At 74.2% G+C, this 15,726-nt stretch carries 14 protein-coding genes; all 14 read left to right on the top strand.

Features of this window, described 5'->3' with window-relative positions:
- The first annotated feature begins 10 nt into the window (after positions 1-10).
- Positions 11-1,666, top strand: coding sequence for an arginine--tRNA ligase (gene argS, locus IR170_RS02805; RefSeq protein WP_193661113.1), 1,656 nt, complete (start codon positions 11-13; stop codon positions 1,664-1,666).
- Positions 1,663-3,063 carry a diaminopimelate decarboxylase gene (gene lysA, locus IR170_RS02800; protein WP_193661112.1) on the top strand — a complete coding sequence of 467 codons (1,401 nt, stop codon included), beginning with the start codon at positions 1,663-1,665 and terminating at the stop codon, positions 3,061-3,063. The genes argS and lysA overlap by 4 nt, the downstream gene beginning before the upstream one ends.
- Entirely contained in the window at positions 3,060-4,376 is a 1,317-nt protein-coding gene (locus tag IR170_RS02795) for a homoserine dehydrogenase (RefSeq protein WP_056864109.1), read from the top strand. Before lysA ends, IR170_RS02795 begins: the two co-directional genes overlap by 4 nt.
- Entirely contained in the window at positions 4,373-5,467 is a 1,095-nt protein-coding gene (gene thrC, locus IR170_RS02790; protein WP_193661111.1) for a threonine synthase, read from the top strand. The genes IR170_RS02795 and thrC overlap by 4 nt, the downstream gene beginning before the upstream one ends.
- A 7-nt stretch (positions 5,468-5,474) precedes the next feature.
- Positions 5,475-6,383, top strand: a complete 909-nt coding sequence (thrB, locus tag IR170_RS02785; RefSeq protein WP_193661110.1) for a homoserine kinase — start codon at positions 5,475-5,477, stop codon at positions 6,381-6,383.
- 257 nt (positions 6,384-6,640) lie between these two features.
- Positions 6,641-8,851: a transcription termination factor Rho gene (rho, locus tag IR170_RS02780; protein WP_193661109.1), complete on the top strand. Its 2,211-nt coding sequence runs from the start codon at positions 6,641-6,643 to the stop codon at positions 8,849-8,851.
- Positions 8,852-9,007: 156 nt separating this feature from the next.
- Entirely contained in the window at positions 9,008-9,379 is a 372-nt protein-coding gene (locus IR170_RS02775; protein WP_082500230.1) for a response regulator transcription factor, read from the top strand.
- A 20-nt stretch (positions 9,380-9,399) separates the two neighbouring features.
- Entirely contained in the window at positions 9,400-10,926 is a 1,527-nt protein-coding gene (locus tag IR170_RS02770; protein WP_193661108.1) for a sensor histidine kinase, read from the top strand.
- 84 nt (positions 10,927-11,010) lie between these two features.
- Complete coding sequence (gene rpmE, locus IR170_RS02765; protein WP_056864114.1) at positions 11,011-11,226, top strand: 50S ribosomal protein L31; 216 nt, start codon at positions 11,011-11,013, stop codon at positions 11,224-11,226.
- Positions 11,227-11,340: 114 nt separating this feature from the next.
- Positions 11,341-12,414 (top strand): peptide chain release factor 1, encoded by a 1,074-nt coding sequence (gene prfA, locus IR170_RS02760; protein ID WP_193661107.1) that lies wholly within the window; start codon positions 11,341-11,343, stop codon positions 12,412-12,414.
- Position 12,415: 1 nt separating this feature from the next.
- Positions 12,416-13,288 (top strand): peptide chain release factor N(5)-glutamine methyltransferase, encoded by an 873-nt coding sequence (gene prmC, locus IR170_RS02755; protein ID WP_193661106.1) that lies wholly within the window; start codon positions 12,416-12,418, stop codon positions 13,286-13,288.
- Positions 13,289-13,294: 6 nt separating this feature from the next.
- Positions 13,295-13,960 carry an L-threonylcarbamoyladenylate synthase gene (locus tag IR170_RS02750; RefSeq protein WP_056864117.1) on the top strand — a complete coding sequence of 222 codons (666 nt, stop codon included), beginning with the start codon at positions 13,295-13,297 and terminating at the stop codon, positions 13,958-13,960.
- 8 nt (positions 13,961-13,968) lie between these two features.
- A complete protein-coding gene (locus IR170_RS02745; protein WP_193661105.1) occupies positions 13,969-15,105 on the top strand; it encodes a glycosyltransferase family 4 protein in 1,137 nt (378 codons plus the stop codon).
- Positions 15,106-15,217: 112 nt separating this feature from the next.
- Positions 15,218-15,718, top strand: coding sequence for a hypothetical protein (locus IR170_RS02740; protein ID WP_193661104.1), 501 nt, complete (start codon positions 15,218-15,220; stop codon positions 15,716-15,718).
- Positions 15,719-15,726: the final 8 nt, after the last annotated feature.

The raw sequence follows: 15,726 nt of genomic DNA, 5'->3' as shown, positions 1-15,726 counted from the left end.
CCCTTGACCGGTGACTCCCGAGCAGCTCTCCGCCACCATCGTCGACGTCCTGTCGGCCCTCGTCGACGAGGGCTCGCTGACCCTCCCCGAGGGCGTCCCGGCCAGCGTCACGGTGGAGCGACCCCGGCAGAAGGGGCACGGTGACTACGCCACCAACGTCGCGCTCCAGCTGGCCAAGAAGGCCGGCACCCACCCGCGGGCCCTGGCCGAGCTGGTCGCCGCGCGCCTCGGTGCGGTCGACGGCGTCGGCGAGGTCGAGATCGCCGGGCCGGGCTTCCTCAACATCACGGTCGAGGCCGGTGCCCAGGGCCGCGTCGCCCTCGACGTGCTCGCGGCCGGCGACCGCTACGGCGCGAGCCACGCCTTCGCCGGCGAGAGGATCAACCTCGAGTTCGTCTCCGCGAACCCCACCGGCCCCATCCACATCGGCGGGGTGCGCTGGGCTGCTGTCGGTGACGCCCTGGGTCGGATCTTCACGATGACCGGCGCCGAGGTCACCCGGGAGTACTACTTCAACGACCACGGAGCGCAGATCGACCGGTTCAGCCGCTCGTTGCTGGCCAGCGCGCAGGGACGGCCCGCGCCCGAGGACGGCTACGGCGGCCAGTACATCCACGACATCGCGGCGGCCGTGGTGGAGCAGCGGCCCGAGGTGCGCGACCTCGACGACGAGAAGGCGCAGGAGGTGTTCCGCGCCGTCGGTGTCGACATGATGTTCGCCGAGATCAAGGCCAGCCTCCACGACTTCGGCGTCGACTTCGACGTCTACTTCCACGAGGACGACCTGCACCGCAGCGGGGCAGTGGAGCGGGCCATCGCGCGGCTCACCGAGATGGGCAACACCTACGAGGCCGACGGCGCCGTCTGGCTGCGCACCGAGCAGTTCGGCGACGACAAGGACCGGGTGATCATCAAGTCCGACGGTCAGGGCGCCTACATCTCCGGCGACCTCGCCTACTACCTCGACAAGCGGGAGCGCGGCTTCGACCGCTGCCTGATCATGCTGGGCGCCGACCACCACGGCTACGTCGGTCGGATGATGGCGATGTGCGCCGCGTTCGGCGACCGGCCGGGGGAGAACCTGGAGATCCTCATCGGCCAGATGGTCAACCTCCTCAAGGAGGGCGAGCCCGTGCGCATGTCGAAGCGGGCCGGCACGGTCATCACGCTGGAGGACCTGGTCGGCGCCATCGGCAAGGACGCCGCGCGCTACGCCCTGGCCCGCTACAGCTCCGACTCCAACATCGACCTCGACCTCGACCTGTGGGCCAAGTCGGGCAACGACAACCCGGTCTACTACGTGCAGTACGTCCACGCGCGCGTCTCGGGGATCCTGCGCAACGCCGCGGCCCTCGGCCTCGAGCCCGGCGACGCGATGCACCTGCTCACCCACGAGCGGGAGGGCGAGCTGCTGCGTGCGCTCGCCGAGCTCCCGCGCGTGGTGGCCAGCGCGGCCGAGCTGCGCGAGCCCCACCGGGTCGCGCGCTACCTGGAGGACACGGCGGGGGTCTACCACCGCTTCTACGACAGCTGCCGGGTGCTGCCGCTCGGCGACGAGGAGCCGAACGACCTGCACCGCGCCCGGCTGGCCCTGGTGGCGGCCACCCGGGTGGTCTTCGCCAACGGCCTCGGCCTGCTCGGCGTGAGCGCCCCGGAGCGGATGTGAGGGCGCACGAGGCCGGCTGGGCCCACGCCGAGGGGCCCCGCGGTCCCTCGTGGCTGCGTGAGCCCAGCGACCCCAACGACCTGGTCACCCACCTCTGGTCGAGCACCGCGCGCAAGAGCGACGGCGTGCTCGAGGTCGGCGGGGTCGCGCTGAGCGACCTCGTGGCCGAGCACGGGTCCCCGGCGTACGTGCTGGACGAGGCCGACTTCCGGGCCCGGGCCCGGGCCTTCCGCGACGCCTTCGCCGACTACGACGTCTTCTACGCCGGCAAGGCCTTCCTCAGCATCGCCGCCGCGCGCTGGATCGCCGAGGAGGGCCTCGGCCTCGACGTCTGCTCGGGCGGCGAGCTGAGCGTCGCCGAGCGCGCCGGCTTCCCGATGGCGCGCGTCGAGCTGCACGGCAACAACAAGACCGTCGGCGAGCTGGAGCGCGCCGTGCGCCTGGGCGTCGGCCGGGTCGTCGTGGACTCCTTCGACGAGATCGAGCGGCTGGCGGCGGTCGTGGCCCGCGAGGGACGGCCGGCGCGCGTGATGGTCCGGGTGACGGCGGGCGTGGAGGCCCACACCCACGAGTACATCGCCACGGCCCACGAGGACCAGAAGTTCGGCTTCTCCATCACCTCCGGTGACGCGCTGGAGGCGGTGCGCCGCGTGCTCGACGCCCCCGGGCTCGAGCTCCTCGGCCTGCACTCCCACATCGGCTCGCAGATCTTCGACTCCGCCGGCTTCGAGGTCGCGGCCAAGCGGGTGCTGGCCCTGCACGCCCGGGTCGCGACCGAGCTCGGCGCGACGATGCCGCAGATGGACCTCGGCGGAGGCTTCGGCATCGCCTACACCACGCAGGACGACCCGGCCGAGCCCGCGCGCCTGGCCGCGGAGATGTCGGCGATCGTGGCCCACGAGTGCCGCGCGCTGGGGATCGCCGAGCCCCACCTGTCGATCGAGCCCGGCCGGGCCATCGCGGGCCCCGCGATGTGCACGGTCTACGAGGTCGGCACGGTCAAGGCGGTGCGGCTCGACGGGGGAGCGGTGCGCACCTACGTCTCCGTCGACGGCGGCATGAGCGACAACATCCGCACGGCGCTCTACGACGCCGACTACTCCTGCACGCTCGCCTCGCGCGTCTCCGACGCCCCGCCCGTGCTCGCCCGTGTCGTCGGCAAGCACTGCGAGGCCGGCGACATCGTGGTCAAGGACGAGTTCCTGCCCGGCGACGTCGCCCCCGGCGACCTGCTGGCCGTGCCCGGCACCGGCGCCTACTGCCGGTCGATGGCCTCCAACTACAACCACGCGCTCCGCCCGCCCGTGATCGCGGTGCGGGACGGGGTCGCGCGCGTCGTCGTACGACGCGAGACTGAGGACGATCTGTTGGCAACCGACGTGGGTGGTCTCGAGTGAAGGAGAGCGACAAGTCGCTCGGTGTGGCGGTGCTGGGCTGCGGCTCGGTCGGGTCGCAGGTGGTGCGGCTGCTCCAGGAGCAGGCGGGCGACCTCGCGGCGCGCGTGGGCGCCCCGGTGGAGCTGGTGGGGGTCGCCGTACGGCGCCTCGACGCGGCGCGCGAGGTCGAGGTGCCCGAGGGGCTGCTGACCACCGACGCCGCGGCGCTGGTGGCCCGTGACGACGTCGACCTCGTGGTCGAGGTCATCGGCGGCATCGAGCCGGCCCGGGGCCTGATCCTCAGCGCCCTGGAGCACGGCGCGAGCGTGGTCACCGCCAACAAGGCCCTGCTGGCCGAGGACGGACCGACCCTCTTCGAGGCCGCCGAGAAGGCCGGGCGCGACATCTACTACGAGGCCGCGGTGGCCGGGGCGATCCCGATCCTGCGCCCGCTGCGCGAGTCGCTGGCCGGTGACACGGTCACCCGGGTGCTCGGCATCGTCAACGGCACGACCAACTTCATCCTCGACAAGATGGACACCTCGGGCGCCGGCTTCGGCGACGCGCTCCAGGAGGCCCAGGACCTCGGCTACGCCGAGGCCGACCCCACCGCCGACGTCGAGGGCTTCGACGCCGCGGCCAAGGCCGCGATCCTGGCCTCGCTGGCCTTCCACTCCCGTGTCACCGCCTCCGACGTGCACCGCGAGGGCATCTCCGAGGTGACCGCGGCCGACGTCGCCTCGGCGCGCGACATGGACAGCGTGGTCAAGCTGCTGGCGATCTGCGAGCTGCGCCCGGGTGCCGACGGCGGCGAGGACGCCGTGGCGGTGCGCGTGCACCCGGCCATGATCCCGCGCTCCCACCCGTTGGCCTCGGTGCGCGAGGCCTACAACGCGGTCTTCGTGGAGTCCGAGGCCGCGGGCCAGCTGATGTTCTACGGCCCCGGCGCCGGGGGGTCGCCGACGGCGTCGGCGGTGCTCGGCGACCTCGTGACCGTCGCCCGCAACCGCCTCGCCGGCACCCGCGGGGCCGGGGAGTCGGCCTACGCCGCACGCGCCGTGCTGTCGATGGGCGAGAGCCGCACCCGCTACCACGTGGCGATCGACGTCGACGACCGCGCCGGCGTGCTCGCCACGGTCGCGCTGGCCTTCGCCGAGCACGACGTGTCGATCCAGACCGTGCGCCAGGAGGGTCGCGGCGACGACGCCCAGCTGGTCGTGGTGTCCCACGAGGCCACCGACGCCCAGCTCAGCGCCACCGTGGCGCACCTGAGGACCATGGACATCGTGCGTGACGTCACCTCCGTCATGCGTGTCGAAGGAGTTGCGGAATGACGACCACGGCCCCCAGGACCCCGGTCCGCACCCACCAGTGGCGCGGGGTGATCGAGGAGTACCGCGACCTGCTCGACCTCCCCGAGGGCACCCCGGCGGTGACCCTGCGCGAGGGCGGCACGCCCCTGGTCCACTCCGGCTGGCTCTCCGGCCTCACCGGCGCCGAGGTCCACCTCAAGGTCGAGGGCGACAACCCCACGGGGTCCTTCAAGGACCGTGGCATGACCGCCGCGATCTCGGTGGCCAAGCACCAGGGCGCCGAGGCCGTGGTCTGCGCCTCGACCGGCAACACCTCGGCCTCGATGGCCGCCTACGCCGCCAAGGCCGGCCTCAAGCCGCTCGTGCTCGTGCCCGAGGGCAAGATCGCCGCCGGCAAGATGGCCCAGGCCATCCTCCACGGCGCGCAGGTCATCATGGTGCGCGGCAACTTCGACGACTGCCTGGCCATCGCCCAGGGGCTGGCGAAGGACTACCCCGTCGCCCTGGTCAACTCCGTCAACCCGGTGCGCCTCGAGGGCCAGAAGACCGCGGCCTTCGAGATCGTCGACTTCCTCGGCGACGCCCCTGACTTCCATCTGCTGCCGGTCGGCAACGCCGGCAACATCTCCGCCTACTGGCTCGGCTACCGCCAGTACGCCGAGCAGGGCGTGGCCACCCGCCGCCCGGTCATGCGCGGCTTCCAGGCCGAGGGCGCGAGTCCCCTGGTGACCGGGTCGCCGTTCCCGGCCCCCGAGACGAAGGCCACCGCGATCCGCATCGGCAACCCCGCGTCCTGGCACCTCGCGGTCGCCGCTGCCGAGGAGTCGGGCGGTCGCTTCGCCGCGGTGAGCGACGAGCAGATCCTGGCCGCCCAGCGGCTGCTGGCCACCCACGACGGCGTCTTCGTCGAGCCGGCCTCGGCGGCCGGCGTGGCCGGTCTGCTGCAGGAGCTCGAGGCGGGGGAGTCCTACGCGGGCGCGACGGTGGTCGTCACCGTGACCGGCCACGGGCTCAAGGACACTGCGACGGCCCTCGAGGGTGTGGGTCCGCTGGTCGACACCGTGGTCGACGCCGACGTCTCCTCGGCGGCGCAGGCCGCCGGCCTGGCCTGAGGGCGGCGTGACCCGCTTCGTCGACGGGCCCGTGCACGTCTCGGTGCCGGCCACCTCGGCCAACCTCGGCCCCGGCTTCGACTCCCTCGGCCTCGCGCTCGACCTGCGCGACGAGCTCAGCGCGGAGGTCGTGGCCTCGGGCCTGGAGGTGGTCGTCGAGGGCATGGGCGCCGCCGACGTGCCGCGCGACGAGACCCACCTGGTGGTGCGCTCGATGCGGGCCGCGCTGGGCCTCATGGGCGCCGAGCCGCCGGGGCTGCGCCTGACCTGCCGCAACGTCGTGCCGCACGCCCGCGGCCTCGGCTCCTCCTCGGCCGCCATCGTGGCGGGCGTCAGCCTGGCCCGCGCGCTGGTGGCCGGCGGCTCCCTGCTGATCGACGACGACGCGCTCTTCCGTCTCGCCGCCGAGATCGAGGGCCACCCCGACAACGTCGCCCCGGCCTTCTACGGCGGCTTCGTGATCTCCGGTCACGACGACGAGGGGTTCTACGCCGTCACCTCGCCGGTCGACCCGCGGGTCGGCGCGGTGGTGCTCGTGCCGCCGACCCCGCTGTCGACCGAGGTCGCCCGGGGCCTGCTGCCCGCCGCGGTGCCCCACGCCGACGCCGCCGCCGACGCGGGGCGCACGGCGCTCCTGGTCGCCGCGCTGGCCAGCCAGCCCGAGCAGCTGCTGCGGGCCACCCGCGACTACCTGCACCAGGACTACCGCCGGCCCGCGATGCCCGACTCGGTGGCGCTCGTCGACGTCCTGCGCGCCGACGGCGTGCCCGCGGTGGTCTCCGGCGCCGGGCCGACCGTGCTCGCCTTCGCGGAGGCGGGCCGCCCGGCCGCGGTGCGTGCCGTGCTCGACCGCGCGCCGCGCGGCTGGGAGGCGTCCTACGTCGCGGTGGACCGTGACGGGGTCCGCGTCTCCTGATCCCCGGCCCCGCGGGGCCGACGCGGTGCTACATTGACCGCACGCCGCAGCTCTCTCGGCCGGCACCGGGGGCATCGTCCCCAGCCTGCTCGGCCTCTCGGGCGCGGAACCTCCCCCGATCCCCGTCCTCACCGGCGGATCGTCCGCACGACCGGATCCCGGCCGTCGGACGCCCCACGGGGGAGCCAGACCCTCGGTCGCCGGCCTCTCCGCGCCCGGCCGAGGACCCCGCATCGATACGTGGCAAGGACCCTCACGTGACGGACACCCCGGACCCCACCTCGCCCGCGCCCGCAGGTGGCGACGCCCCCCGCAAGCGCGGAGGTGGGCTCAACTCCATGCTGCTCGCCGACCTCAAGGCGCTGGCGGCCGGCATGGGCGTCGCCGGCGCGGGCGGGATGCGCAAGGCTCAGCTCGTCGACGCGATCCGCTCGGCCCAGTCGGCCGGTGCGGCCGGCCCGGCGGCGGACGCTCCCGCCCAGACCCCGCCGCGCACCACGCGCTCGCGGCGTACGGCGAGCGCCGGCGAGACGGCCGCCCCGTCGGACGGCGCACCGACCGCCAGCGTGCCGACCGACGGTGCGGCCGCCGACGCGGCGCCCGCTGCCGCCGCCGACGCCGGCCCGGGCGGCACGACCCAGGTGCGCCAGGAGAGCCGCTCGGCCCGGGTGCGCGAGCGGCGTGCCGAGCGCGCCGCCACCGGGTCGGCCGACCAGCCGGCCCCGGACGCTCCGGCCGCGCGACAGCAGGACCGCCAGCAGGACGGGCAGCAGGACCGGCAGGAGGACCGGCAGCAGGACCCTCAGCAGCGCGGTCAGGACAAGCAGGCGGGCCGTGGCCAGCAGGACCAGGACCAGCAGGGCAAGCAGTCCGGCAAGGGACAGCAGGACCAGCAGGGCAAGGACCACCGGGGCCAGGCCGGCAACGACCAGGGCGGCAAGGACCGGCAGCAGGACCGCCAGCAGGGCAAGGACCAGCGCGGCCAGGGCGGCAACGACCAGGGCGGCAAGGACCGGCAGCAGGACCGCCAGCAGGACCGCCAGCAAGGCAAGGACCAGCGCGGCCAGGGCGGCAACGACCAGGGCGGCCAGGGCGGCAAGGACCAGGCCGGCCAGAACCGCGACGGGCAGAACCGCGACGGGCAGAACCGCGACGGGCAGAACCGCGACGGGCAGAACCGCGACGGCCAGGGCGCCGACCAGCAGGACGACGAGGGCGGCACGGGACGCAACCGCCGCCGCCGGGGACGTGACCGCGAGCGGGGTCCGCGCGCGGCGGGCGGCGGGCGCAACGAGCCCGACACCCAGGTGCTCGACGACGACGTGCTCGTGCCGGCGGCCGGCATCCTCGACGTGCTCGACAACTACGCCTTCGTCCGCACGAGCGGCTACCTGCCGGGCACCGACGACGTCTACGTGTCGTTGTCGATGGTCCGCAAGTTCGGGCTGCGACGCGGTGACGCGCTCGTCGGGCAGGTGCGCCAGCCCCGCGAGGGCGAGCGCAAGGAGAAGTTCAACCCGATGGTGCGCATCGACTCCGTCAACGGCGCCGAGCCCGACACGGCCCGCCACCGCGTGGAGTTCGCCGCGCTGACGCCGGTGCACCCCGAGGAGCGGCTGCGGCTCGAGACCGGCCGTGCCGACGTCGTGGGCCGTGCCCTCGACCTCACCGCCCCGCTGGGCAAGGGGCAGCGGGCGCTGCTCGCGGCCCCGGGCCGTGCCGGCCGCACGACGGTGCTGCAGTCGGTGGCGCGCTCGGTGAGCACCAACAACCCCGAGTGCCACCTGATGGTCGTGCTCGTCGACGAGCGTCCCGAGGAGGTCACCGACTTCGAGCGGTCGGTGAAGGGCGAGGTCATCGCCTCGACCTTCGACCGCCCGCCGAGCGACCACACGATGGTCGCCGAGCTCGCGATCGAGCGGGCCAAGCGGCTCGTCGAGCTCGGCCACGACGTCGTGGTCCTGCTCGACGGACTGACCAGGCTGGGGCGCGCCTACAACCTCTCGCTGCCCTCGAGCGGGCGGGTGCTGCCCGGTGGCGTCGACGCCGCCGCGCTGCACCCCACGACGCGGTTCTTCGGCGCCGCCCGCAACGTCGAGGACGGCGGCTCCCTCACGATCCTCGCCACGGCGGTCGTGGAGAGCGGCTCCCCGATCGACGAGCTGATCTTCGAGGAGCTGGCCGGCACGGCCAACGCCGAGATCCGGCTGCGCACCGACCTGGCCGACAAGCGGCTGCTCCCGGCGGTCGACGCGGCGCGGTCGGGCACGCGGCGCGAGGAGCTGCTCATGGGCGCCGAGGAGGTCGACATCGTGTGGGCCCTACGTCACGAGCTGGCCGCCCTCGAGCCGCAGGCCGCCCAGGAGCTGCTGCTGGAGCGCCTGCGCGGCACCTCCACCAACATCGAGCTGCTCATGCAGGTCCAGCGCACCACCGCTGCGGCTCCCACCGGTCGCGGCCGGGCCTGAGCGCCCGCGGCCGCTGGTCCGGGCCCTCACCGGTCCGGACCAGCGGCCCCCGTGTGGCCGGGGGAGGGACGTTCCGGCGCGCGCCGGGCCGGGGACGGCTACGCTGACGGCTCCCCTCGACCCGTCCTGCCGTGCAACTCCCGAAAGGTTGACCACGTGGCCCGCATCCTGGTGGCCGACGACGACGTCGACATCCGAGAGCTCGTCGAGTTCAAGCTGAGCATGCTCGGTCACGAGATCACCGCCGTCGGTGACGGCGCGGCCGCGGTGGCCGCCTGCCAGGCCTCGCGCCCCGACCTCGCCGTGCTCGACGTCATGATGCCGGGGGTCTCGGGCCTCGACGCGATCAAGTCCATCCGGGCCGACCCGTCGCTGGCCGATCTGCCCGTCATCCTGCTGACCGCCCGGGCGCAGGAGTCCGACGTCGAGTCGGGCTTCGACTCCGGTGCCGACGACTACATCACCAAGCCCTTCAGCCCGCGCGAGCTGGCGTCGCGTGTGGAGGCCCTGCTCACCCGCACCCGATGAGGCGGAGCGGGGCGCACGCCGTGAGCGTCGAGGACCTCGTCGGCCTGGCGGTGCGCCGGCTGCTGGTCGTCGTGGCGGCCCTGGCCGTGGTCGCGGTGGGCGGGATGCTGCTGGCCGCCCAGGCGGTGTCGCGGGTGACCTCGGAGGTGACTCCCGCGGCGGAGGCCCACCAGGAGGTGCTCCAGGACCTCACCGACCTGGAGTCCGCGGTGGGTGCGTGGGCGCGCAGCGGCGACGCGGCGGCGCTGGAGGACTACCGCGAGGCCGCCGCACGCCTGCCCGGCCACGAGCGGGACGTCGCCGACTTCGCGGCCTCCGAGCCCGACCTCCAGCCGCTCCTGGCCTCGGAGCTCGAGGCCGGGCAGCGCTGGCTGGACCAGTACGCCGACCCGCGCGCCGCCGCCCCCGGCGGACCCGAGACCTTCGACCCCGCGCGCTTCGCCCTGGGCCAGGACCTCTTCTCCCGCTACCGCGCGGAGCACGCCGTCACCGCGCGGGCCTTCGACGACCTCACCGCGCAGGCCCGCACCCGGGCCTGGTGGCTGGTGGGCGCGACCATCGCGGCGACCCTGCTCCTCACCGCCCTGGCCGGACTGGTGGTGACGCGCGCGCGCCGCGACCTGCGCCGCGACCTCTCCCGGCCGTTGCAGGACCTCGAGACGGTCGTGCAGGACATGGCCGCGGGTCGCCTTGAGGTGCGGGCCGGCGACGCTGGCACTCGCGAGGTCCGCGCCGTCGCGGCGGCGCTCAACGAGCTCGCCGACGCCCAGGCCCGGGCGCGGGCCGTGGAGGCCCACATCCACGACGAGCTGCGCGAGCTCGACACGGCGCGCGAGGACTTCGTCTCCAACGTCTCCCACGAGCTGCGCACGCCGCTGACGACGATCAGCGGCTACCTGGAGATGGTGGCCGAGGAGTTCGAGGACGCGATGGGGCCCCGTCACCAGCGCATGCTGGAGGCGACCACGCGCAACGTCGCCCGCCTGCGGCTGCTGATCGACGACCTGCTCACGCTGTCGCGGGCCGAGGCACGCAGCACGAGCCTCGAGCAGGGCGACGTGCGCCTGCTGCTGCGCGACGTGCTCACCGACGTGGCCATCACGGCGGCCGGTCGCGACCTGCGGGTGGAGGTCGAGGAGCCGGAGGACCCGCTGTGGGTGCTCATGGACCGCGCGATGCTGGCGCGGGCCTTCCTCAACGTGATCGGCAACGCCGTGAAGTTCAGCCGGCCGGGCTCGGTGGTGACGGTGGCGGCCAGCGCGCACGAGGCCATGGTGCGGGTGACGGTGAGCGACAGCGGCATCGGCATCCCCGCCGACGAGGTCGACCAGCTGGGAGGCCGCTTCTTCCGCGCCTCCAACGCCGTCGACAACGAGATCGCCGGCACGGGCCTCGGGCTGCGCATCGTGCAGACCATCGTCGACAAGCACGGCGGCGACGTGCGGATCACCTCGGAGGAGGGGCGCGGCACCACGGTGGTGGTGCGCCTGCCCGAGCGCTCGGCGCACCAGGGAATTGGGACGCCGGGCCCGACGTTGGCACAATGACCACCTGGCACCGGTTCACGTCCGCGCATCCCGCGCCGACGACCCGGCGCCCTCCCGGAGACGGGAACAGGAGATGAGGACAGCATGAAGAGCGACATCCACCCGACCTACGTGGACACCCAGGTCACCTGCACCTGCGGCGCCCAGTTCACGACCCGCAGCACCAAGGAGTCCGGCGAGATCCGCGCCGACGTGTGCTCGCAGTGCCACCCCTTCTACACCGGCAAGCAGAAGATCCTCGACACCGGCGGCCGCGTCGCCCGCTTCGAGGCCCGCTACGCCAAGGCTGCCAAGAAGTAGTCCTCCTCGAGCGCCGGTCCCCGTCCACCGTGACGGGGGCCGGCGCTCGTGTCGTACCACCAGGTTCTCCAACCCACGCCGCACCAGCACCGCTCACAGCACCCGGGAGGCTCCGTGTTCGAGGCAGTCGAGGGCATGCTCGGCGAGCACGCCGAGCTCGAGCGCCGGCTCGCCGCGCCCGAGACCCACGCCGACGCCCGGCTGGCCAAGCGCCTCAACCAGCGCTACGCCGCCCTGTCCTCGGTCATCGCCGCCTGGCGTGAGTGGACCGGTCTGGGCGAGGACGCCGAGGCGGCCCGCGAGCTCGGCGCCGAGGACCCCGCCTTCGCGGCGGAGGCCGACGAGTTCCTGGCCCGGCGGGTCGTGGCCGAGGAGCGGCTGCGCCGCCTGCTGGTGCCCCGCGACGCCGCCGACGACAAGGACGCCCTGCTCGAGGTGAAGTCCGGCGAGGGCGGCGAGGAGTCGGCGCTGTTCGCCGGCGACCTGCTGCGGATGTACACCCGCTACGCCGAGACCCGTGGCTGGGCGCTGGAGGTCCTCGACGCCACCGAGTCCGACCTGGGCGGCTACAAGTCGGTCACCGTGGCGGTGAAGGCCAAGGGCACCCCGGAGCCGGGGGAGGCGCCCTACGCCCTGCTGAAGTTCGAGGGCGGCGTGCACCGCGTCCAGCGGGTGCCGGTCACCGAGTCGCAGGGCCGGGTCCACACCAGCGCCGCCGGGGTGCTCGTGCTCCCCGAGGCCGAGCAGGTCGACGTGCAGCTCGACGACAACGACCTGCGCATCGACGTCTTCCGCAGCAGCGGCCCGGGCGGACAGAGCGTCAACACCACCGACTCCGCGGTGCGCATCACCCACGTGCCGAGCGGCATCGTGGCCAGCTGCCAGAACGAGAAGTCGCAGCTGCAGAACAAGGAGCAGGCACTGCGCATCCTGCGGGCCCGGCTGCTGGCCGTGGCCCAGGAGGCCGCCGACGCCGAGGCCAGCGACGCCCGTCGCAGCCAGGTCCGCACCGTCGACCGCTCCGAGCGGATCCGCACCTACAACTACCCCGAGAACCGCATCTCCGACCACCGCACCGGCTACAAGTCCTACAACCTCGACCAGGTGCTCGACGGCGCCCTCGAGCCCGTCATCGCCTCCAGCGTCGAGGCCGACCTGGCCGCGCGGCTCGCCGCGCTCGAGGACTGAGGTGTCCAGCCCCGGGCCCGACCGGCCGCGCCGCGAGGTGCTCGCCGCGGCCAGCACGCGCCTGCGCGAGGCGGGGGTGGCCTCGCCCGAGCACGACGCCGACGCCCTGCTGGCGCACGTGCTGGGCACCACGCGCGGCCGGCTGGTGCTCGTCGACCGGGTCGGTGGCCCGGCGCTCGCGGCGTACGACGCCCTGGTGGCGCGCCGCGCCTCGCGCGAGCCGCTGCAGCACCTCACCGGCACGGCGGCGTTCCGCCACGTCGAGCTGGCCGTCGGCCCCGGGGTCTTCGTGCCCCGCCCGGAGACCGAGCTGCTGGCCGGGTGGGCGGTCGACGCCGCCCGCGCGGTGCTGGCGCAGGGCCGTGAGCCCGTGGTGGTCGACCTCTGCACGGGCTCCGGCGCCATCGCCCGCGCGCTGGCCGACGAGGTGCCCGACGCGCGGGTGCACGCCGTCGAGCTCGACGAGGGCGCCCACGCCTGGGCCGAGCGCAACCTGTCGGGCACCGGGGTGGAGCTGCGCCGCGGCGACATGGCCACGGCCTTCGAGGACCTGCGGGGCACCGTCGACGTGATCAGCTGCAACCCGCCCTACGTGCCGCTGGAGGCGTGGGAGTCCGTGGCCCCCGAGGCCCGCGACCACGACCCCCACCTGGCGCTGTTCTCCGGCGACGACGGGCTCGACGCGATGCGCGTGCTCGCGGTGCGGGCGGCCCAGCTGCTGCGCCCCGGTGGCGTCGTGGGCGCCGAGCACGCCGACGTGCAGGGGCAGTCCGCGCCGGCCGTCTTCGTGGCCGCCGGGCGGTGGGCCGACGTGCGCGACCACACCGACCTGGCAGGGCGTGCGCGCTTCACGACCGCGAGACTGGCACGATGAGCGGCGATGACTGACAAGCTGCGCTACGCCACCACCACCGACGAGGAGCGCGAGGAGGCCGTCGAGGCCGCGACCCTCGCCGTCCAGCGCGGCCTGCTGGTCGTGCTGCCCACCGACACCGTCTACGGCATCGCCGCCGACGCCTTCGACCCGGCCGCGGTCCGCGAGCTGCTGGCCGCCAAGGGGCGGGGTCGCGAGATGCCACCGCCGGTGCTGGTCAGCTCGGCGACGACGATCGACGCGCTGGCCACCAAGATCCCCGGCTACGCCCGCGCCCTGGTCGAGGCCTTCTGGCCCGGCCCGCTCACCCTGGTGTGCCACCAGCAGGGCTCCCTCCAGTGGGACCTCGGTGACACCCGGGCCACCGTCGCGCTGCGCATGCCCGACCACGAGCTGACCCGGGAGGTGCTCGAGCGCACCGGCCCGCTGGCCGTCAGCTCGGCCAACAAGACGGGGATGCCCGCGGCCACCGACGCCGACCAGGCCGAGGAGATGCTCGGTGAGGACGTCGCCGTCATCGTCGACGCGGGGGAGTCCCCGGTGGGGGAGAGCTCCACGATCGTCGACGTCACCGGCGCCCAGGGTCGGGTGCTCCGGCTGGGCGCCCTCTCGCTGGAGCAGCTCAACGAGGTGCTCGAGCCGCTCGGTGCGACCCTGACCCACGGGGACTGACGAGAGCCGTGCGCGAGTACGTCCTGGTCTTCCTGGTCGCCGCTGCGGTCACCTACCTGCTCACCGTCATCGCCCGCGAGATCGCCCTGCGCACGGGTGCCGTCGCCCGGGTGCGCGACCGCGACGTCCACGACGAGCCGATCCCCTACCTCGGGGGGCTGGCCATGCTCGGGGGCCTCGTCGCGGCCTACCTGGTGGCGCGCGAGCTGCCGTTCCTCTCCGCGAGCGGCGCCTTCGTCTTCCGCGACGCCGGCATCGTGCTCATCGCCGGCGCGCTGATCTGCGCCGTCGGCGTCCTCGACGACCTCTTCGAGCTCGACGCGCTGACCAAGCTCGGCGGCCAGGTGCTGGCCGCCGGCTTCCTCATCGCCTTCGGGGTGCAGTTCTACTTCTTCCCGACCACCGCCGGCACCGTGTTCTCCCTCGACCCCGCCCAGGGGGCGCTGCTCACCGGCTTCGTGGTGGTGGCGACCGTCAACGCGGTCAACTTCGTCGACGGTCTCGACGGGCTGGCCGCCGGCGTCGTGGGCATCGGGGCGCTGGCCTTCTTCGCCTTCTGCTACCAGCTCACGGTGGCCAACAACGCGCCTCGCGCCACCACGGCGGCCCTGCTGGCCGTGGCCCTGGCCGGCGCGTGCGCCGGCTTCCTGCCCCACAACTTCAACCCCGCCCGCCTCTTCATGGGCGACAGCGGGTCGATGCTCATCGGGCTGGTCCTGTCGGCCTCCGCGGTGACCCTCACCGGCCAGTTCGCCGGCGCCGACATCTCCCAGGGCGCCTCGGGCGGTCAGGCCAGCCTGCTGCCGACCCTGCTGCCGCTGCTGCTGCCGATCTCCATCCTCGTCATCCCGCTGCTCGACCTGGTGCTGGCGGTGGTGCGCCGCACCCGGGCCGGCCGCTCGCCCTTCGCCCCCGACAAGCAGCACCTGCACCACCGGCTGCTGGAGATCGGGCACTCGCAGCGGCGCGCGGTCTTCATCATGTGGCTCTGGGCCGCGCTGGTCGCCTTCGGCACTGTGCTGGCCAGCCTCTACACCGGCGCCTGGGTGCTGGTGGTGCTCCTCGTCGCCACCGCCGCCACCGCGGGACTGACCTTCCTCCTGCCCCGTGTGCACCGTCCGGCCGGCGTCACGGACCCCGTCTGACCTGCGGTTTGGGTCCCCGGGGAGGCCTTGTGATAGTTTTCACGAGCGCGGTCACGACCGCGCAGAACGCCTCTCGACCCCCGCTCCCGCCCCCAGAGAACGGCCGCCGACGATGACGACCGAGTCGCAGCAGGACCCGCGCACCAGCGTGGCCCCCGTGCTCCTCGGAGGCGCGGCGGTCTCGGTGGGAGCCGGCGTGGTCCTGGCCGGCCTGGGTGCCGTCGTCTCCGGGGCCCCGGCGGCCTACGGCGCGATCGTGGGTGCTGGCGTCGTCGTCGCGGTCTTCGCGCTCGGGTCCCTGGCCGTCGACGCGGTGGCCACCGTCGCGCCGGGGCTCACCCTGGTCGTGGCGCTGACGACCTACCTGCTCCAGGTGGTGGTCGCCGGCCTCGCCTTTCTCGTGCTCGCCCGCAGCGGCGCGCTGGACGGGGCCCTGTCGGCCCCCTGGGCCGCGGCCGGAGTGGTGGGCGGCACCCTGACCTGGGTAGTCGCGCAGATCGTCCTGACCACGCGGCTGAGGATCCCTGTCTACGCCCTCACGGACTCGTCCTCCATCGACGTCCACGATGACCGGACGTCCGCGTCCGGTGCCGCCCGGGCGGGTGATCGCTGACCCATGGC

Source organism: Nocardioides kribbensis, from assembly GCF_015070375.1.
Lineage (GTDB): Bacteria > Actinomycetota > Actinomycetes > Propionibacteriales > Nocardioidaceae > Nocardioides > Nocardioides kribbensis.
The sequence above is the reverse complement of the archived record's forward strand: the minus strand, read 5'-3'. Positions and strand labels throughout refer to the sequence as shown.

Bases quoted from the DNA above. Each gene is read 5' to 3' on its own strand.
- IR170_RS02750 (WP_056864117.1), top strand. From the start codon at position 13,295: ATGACTGACAAGCTGCGCTACGCCACCACCACCGACGAGGAGCGCGAG.
- IR170_RS02740 (WP_193661104.1), top strand. From the start codon at position 15,218: ATGACGACCGAGTCGCAGCAGGACCCGCGCACCAGCGTGGCCCCCGTG.
- rpmE (WP_056864114.1), top strand. From the start codon at position 11,011: ATGAAGAGCGACATCCACCCGACCTACGTGGACACCCAGGTCACCTGC.
- thrC (WP_193661111.1), top strand. From the start codon at position 4,373: ATGACGACCACGGCCCCCAGGACCCCGGTCCGCACCCACCAGTGGCGC.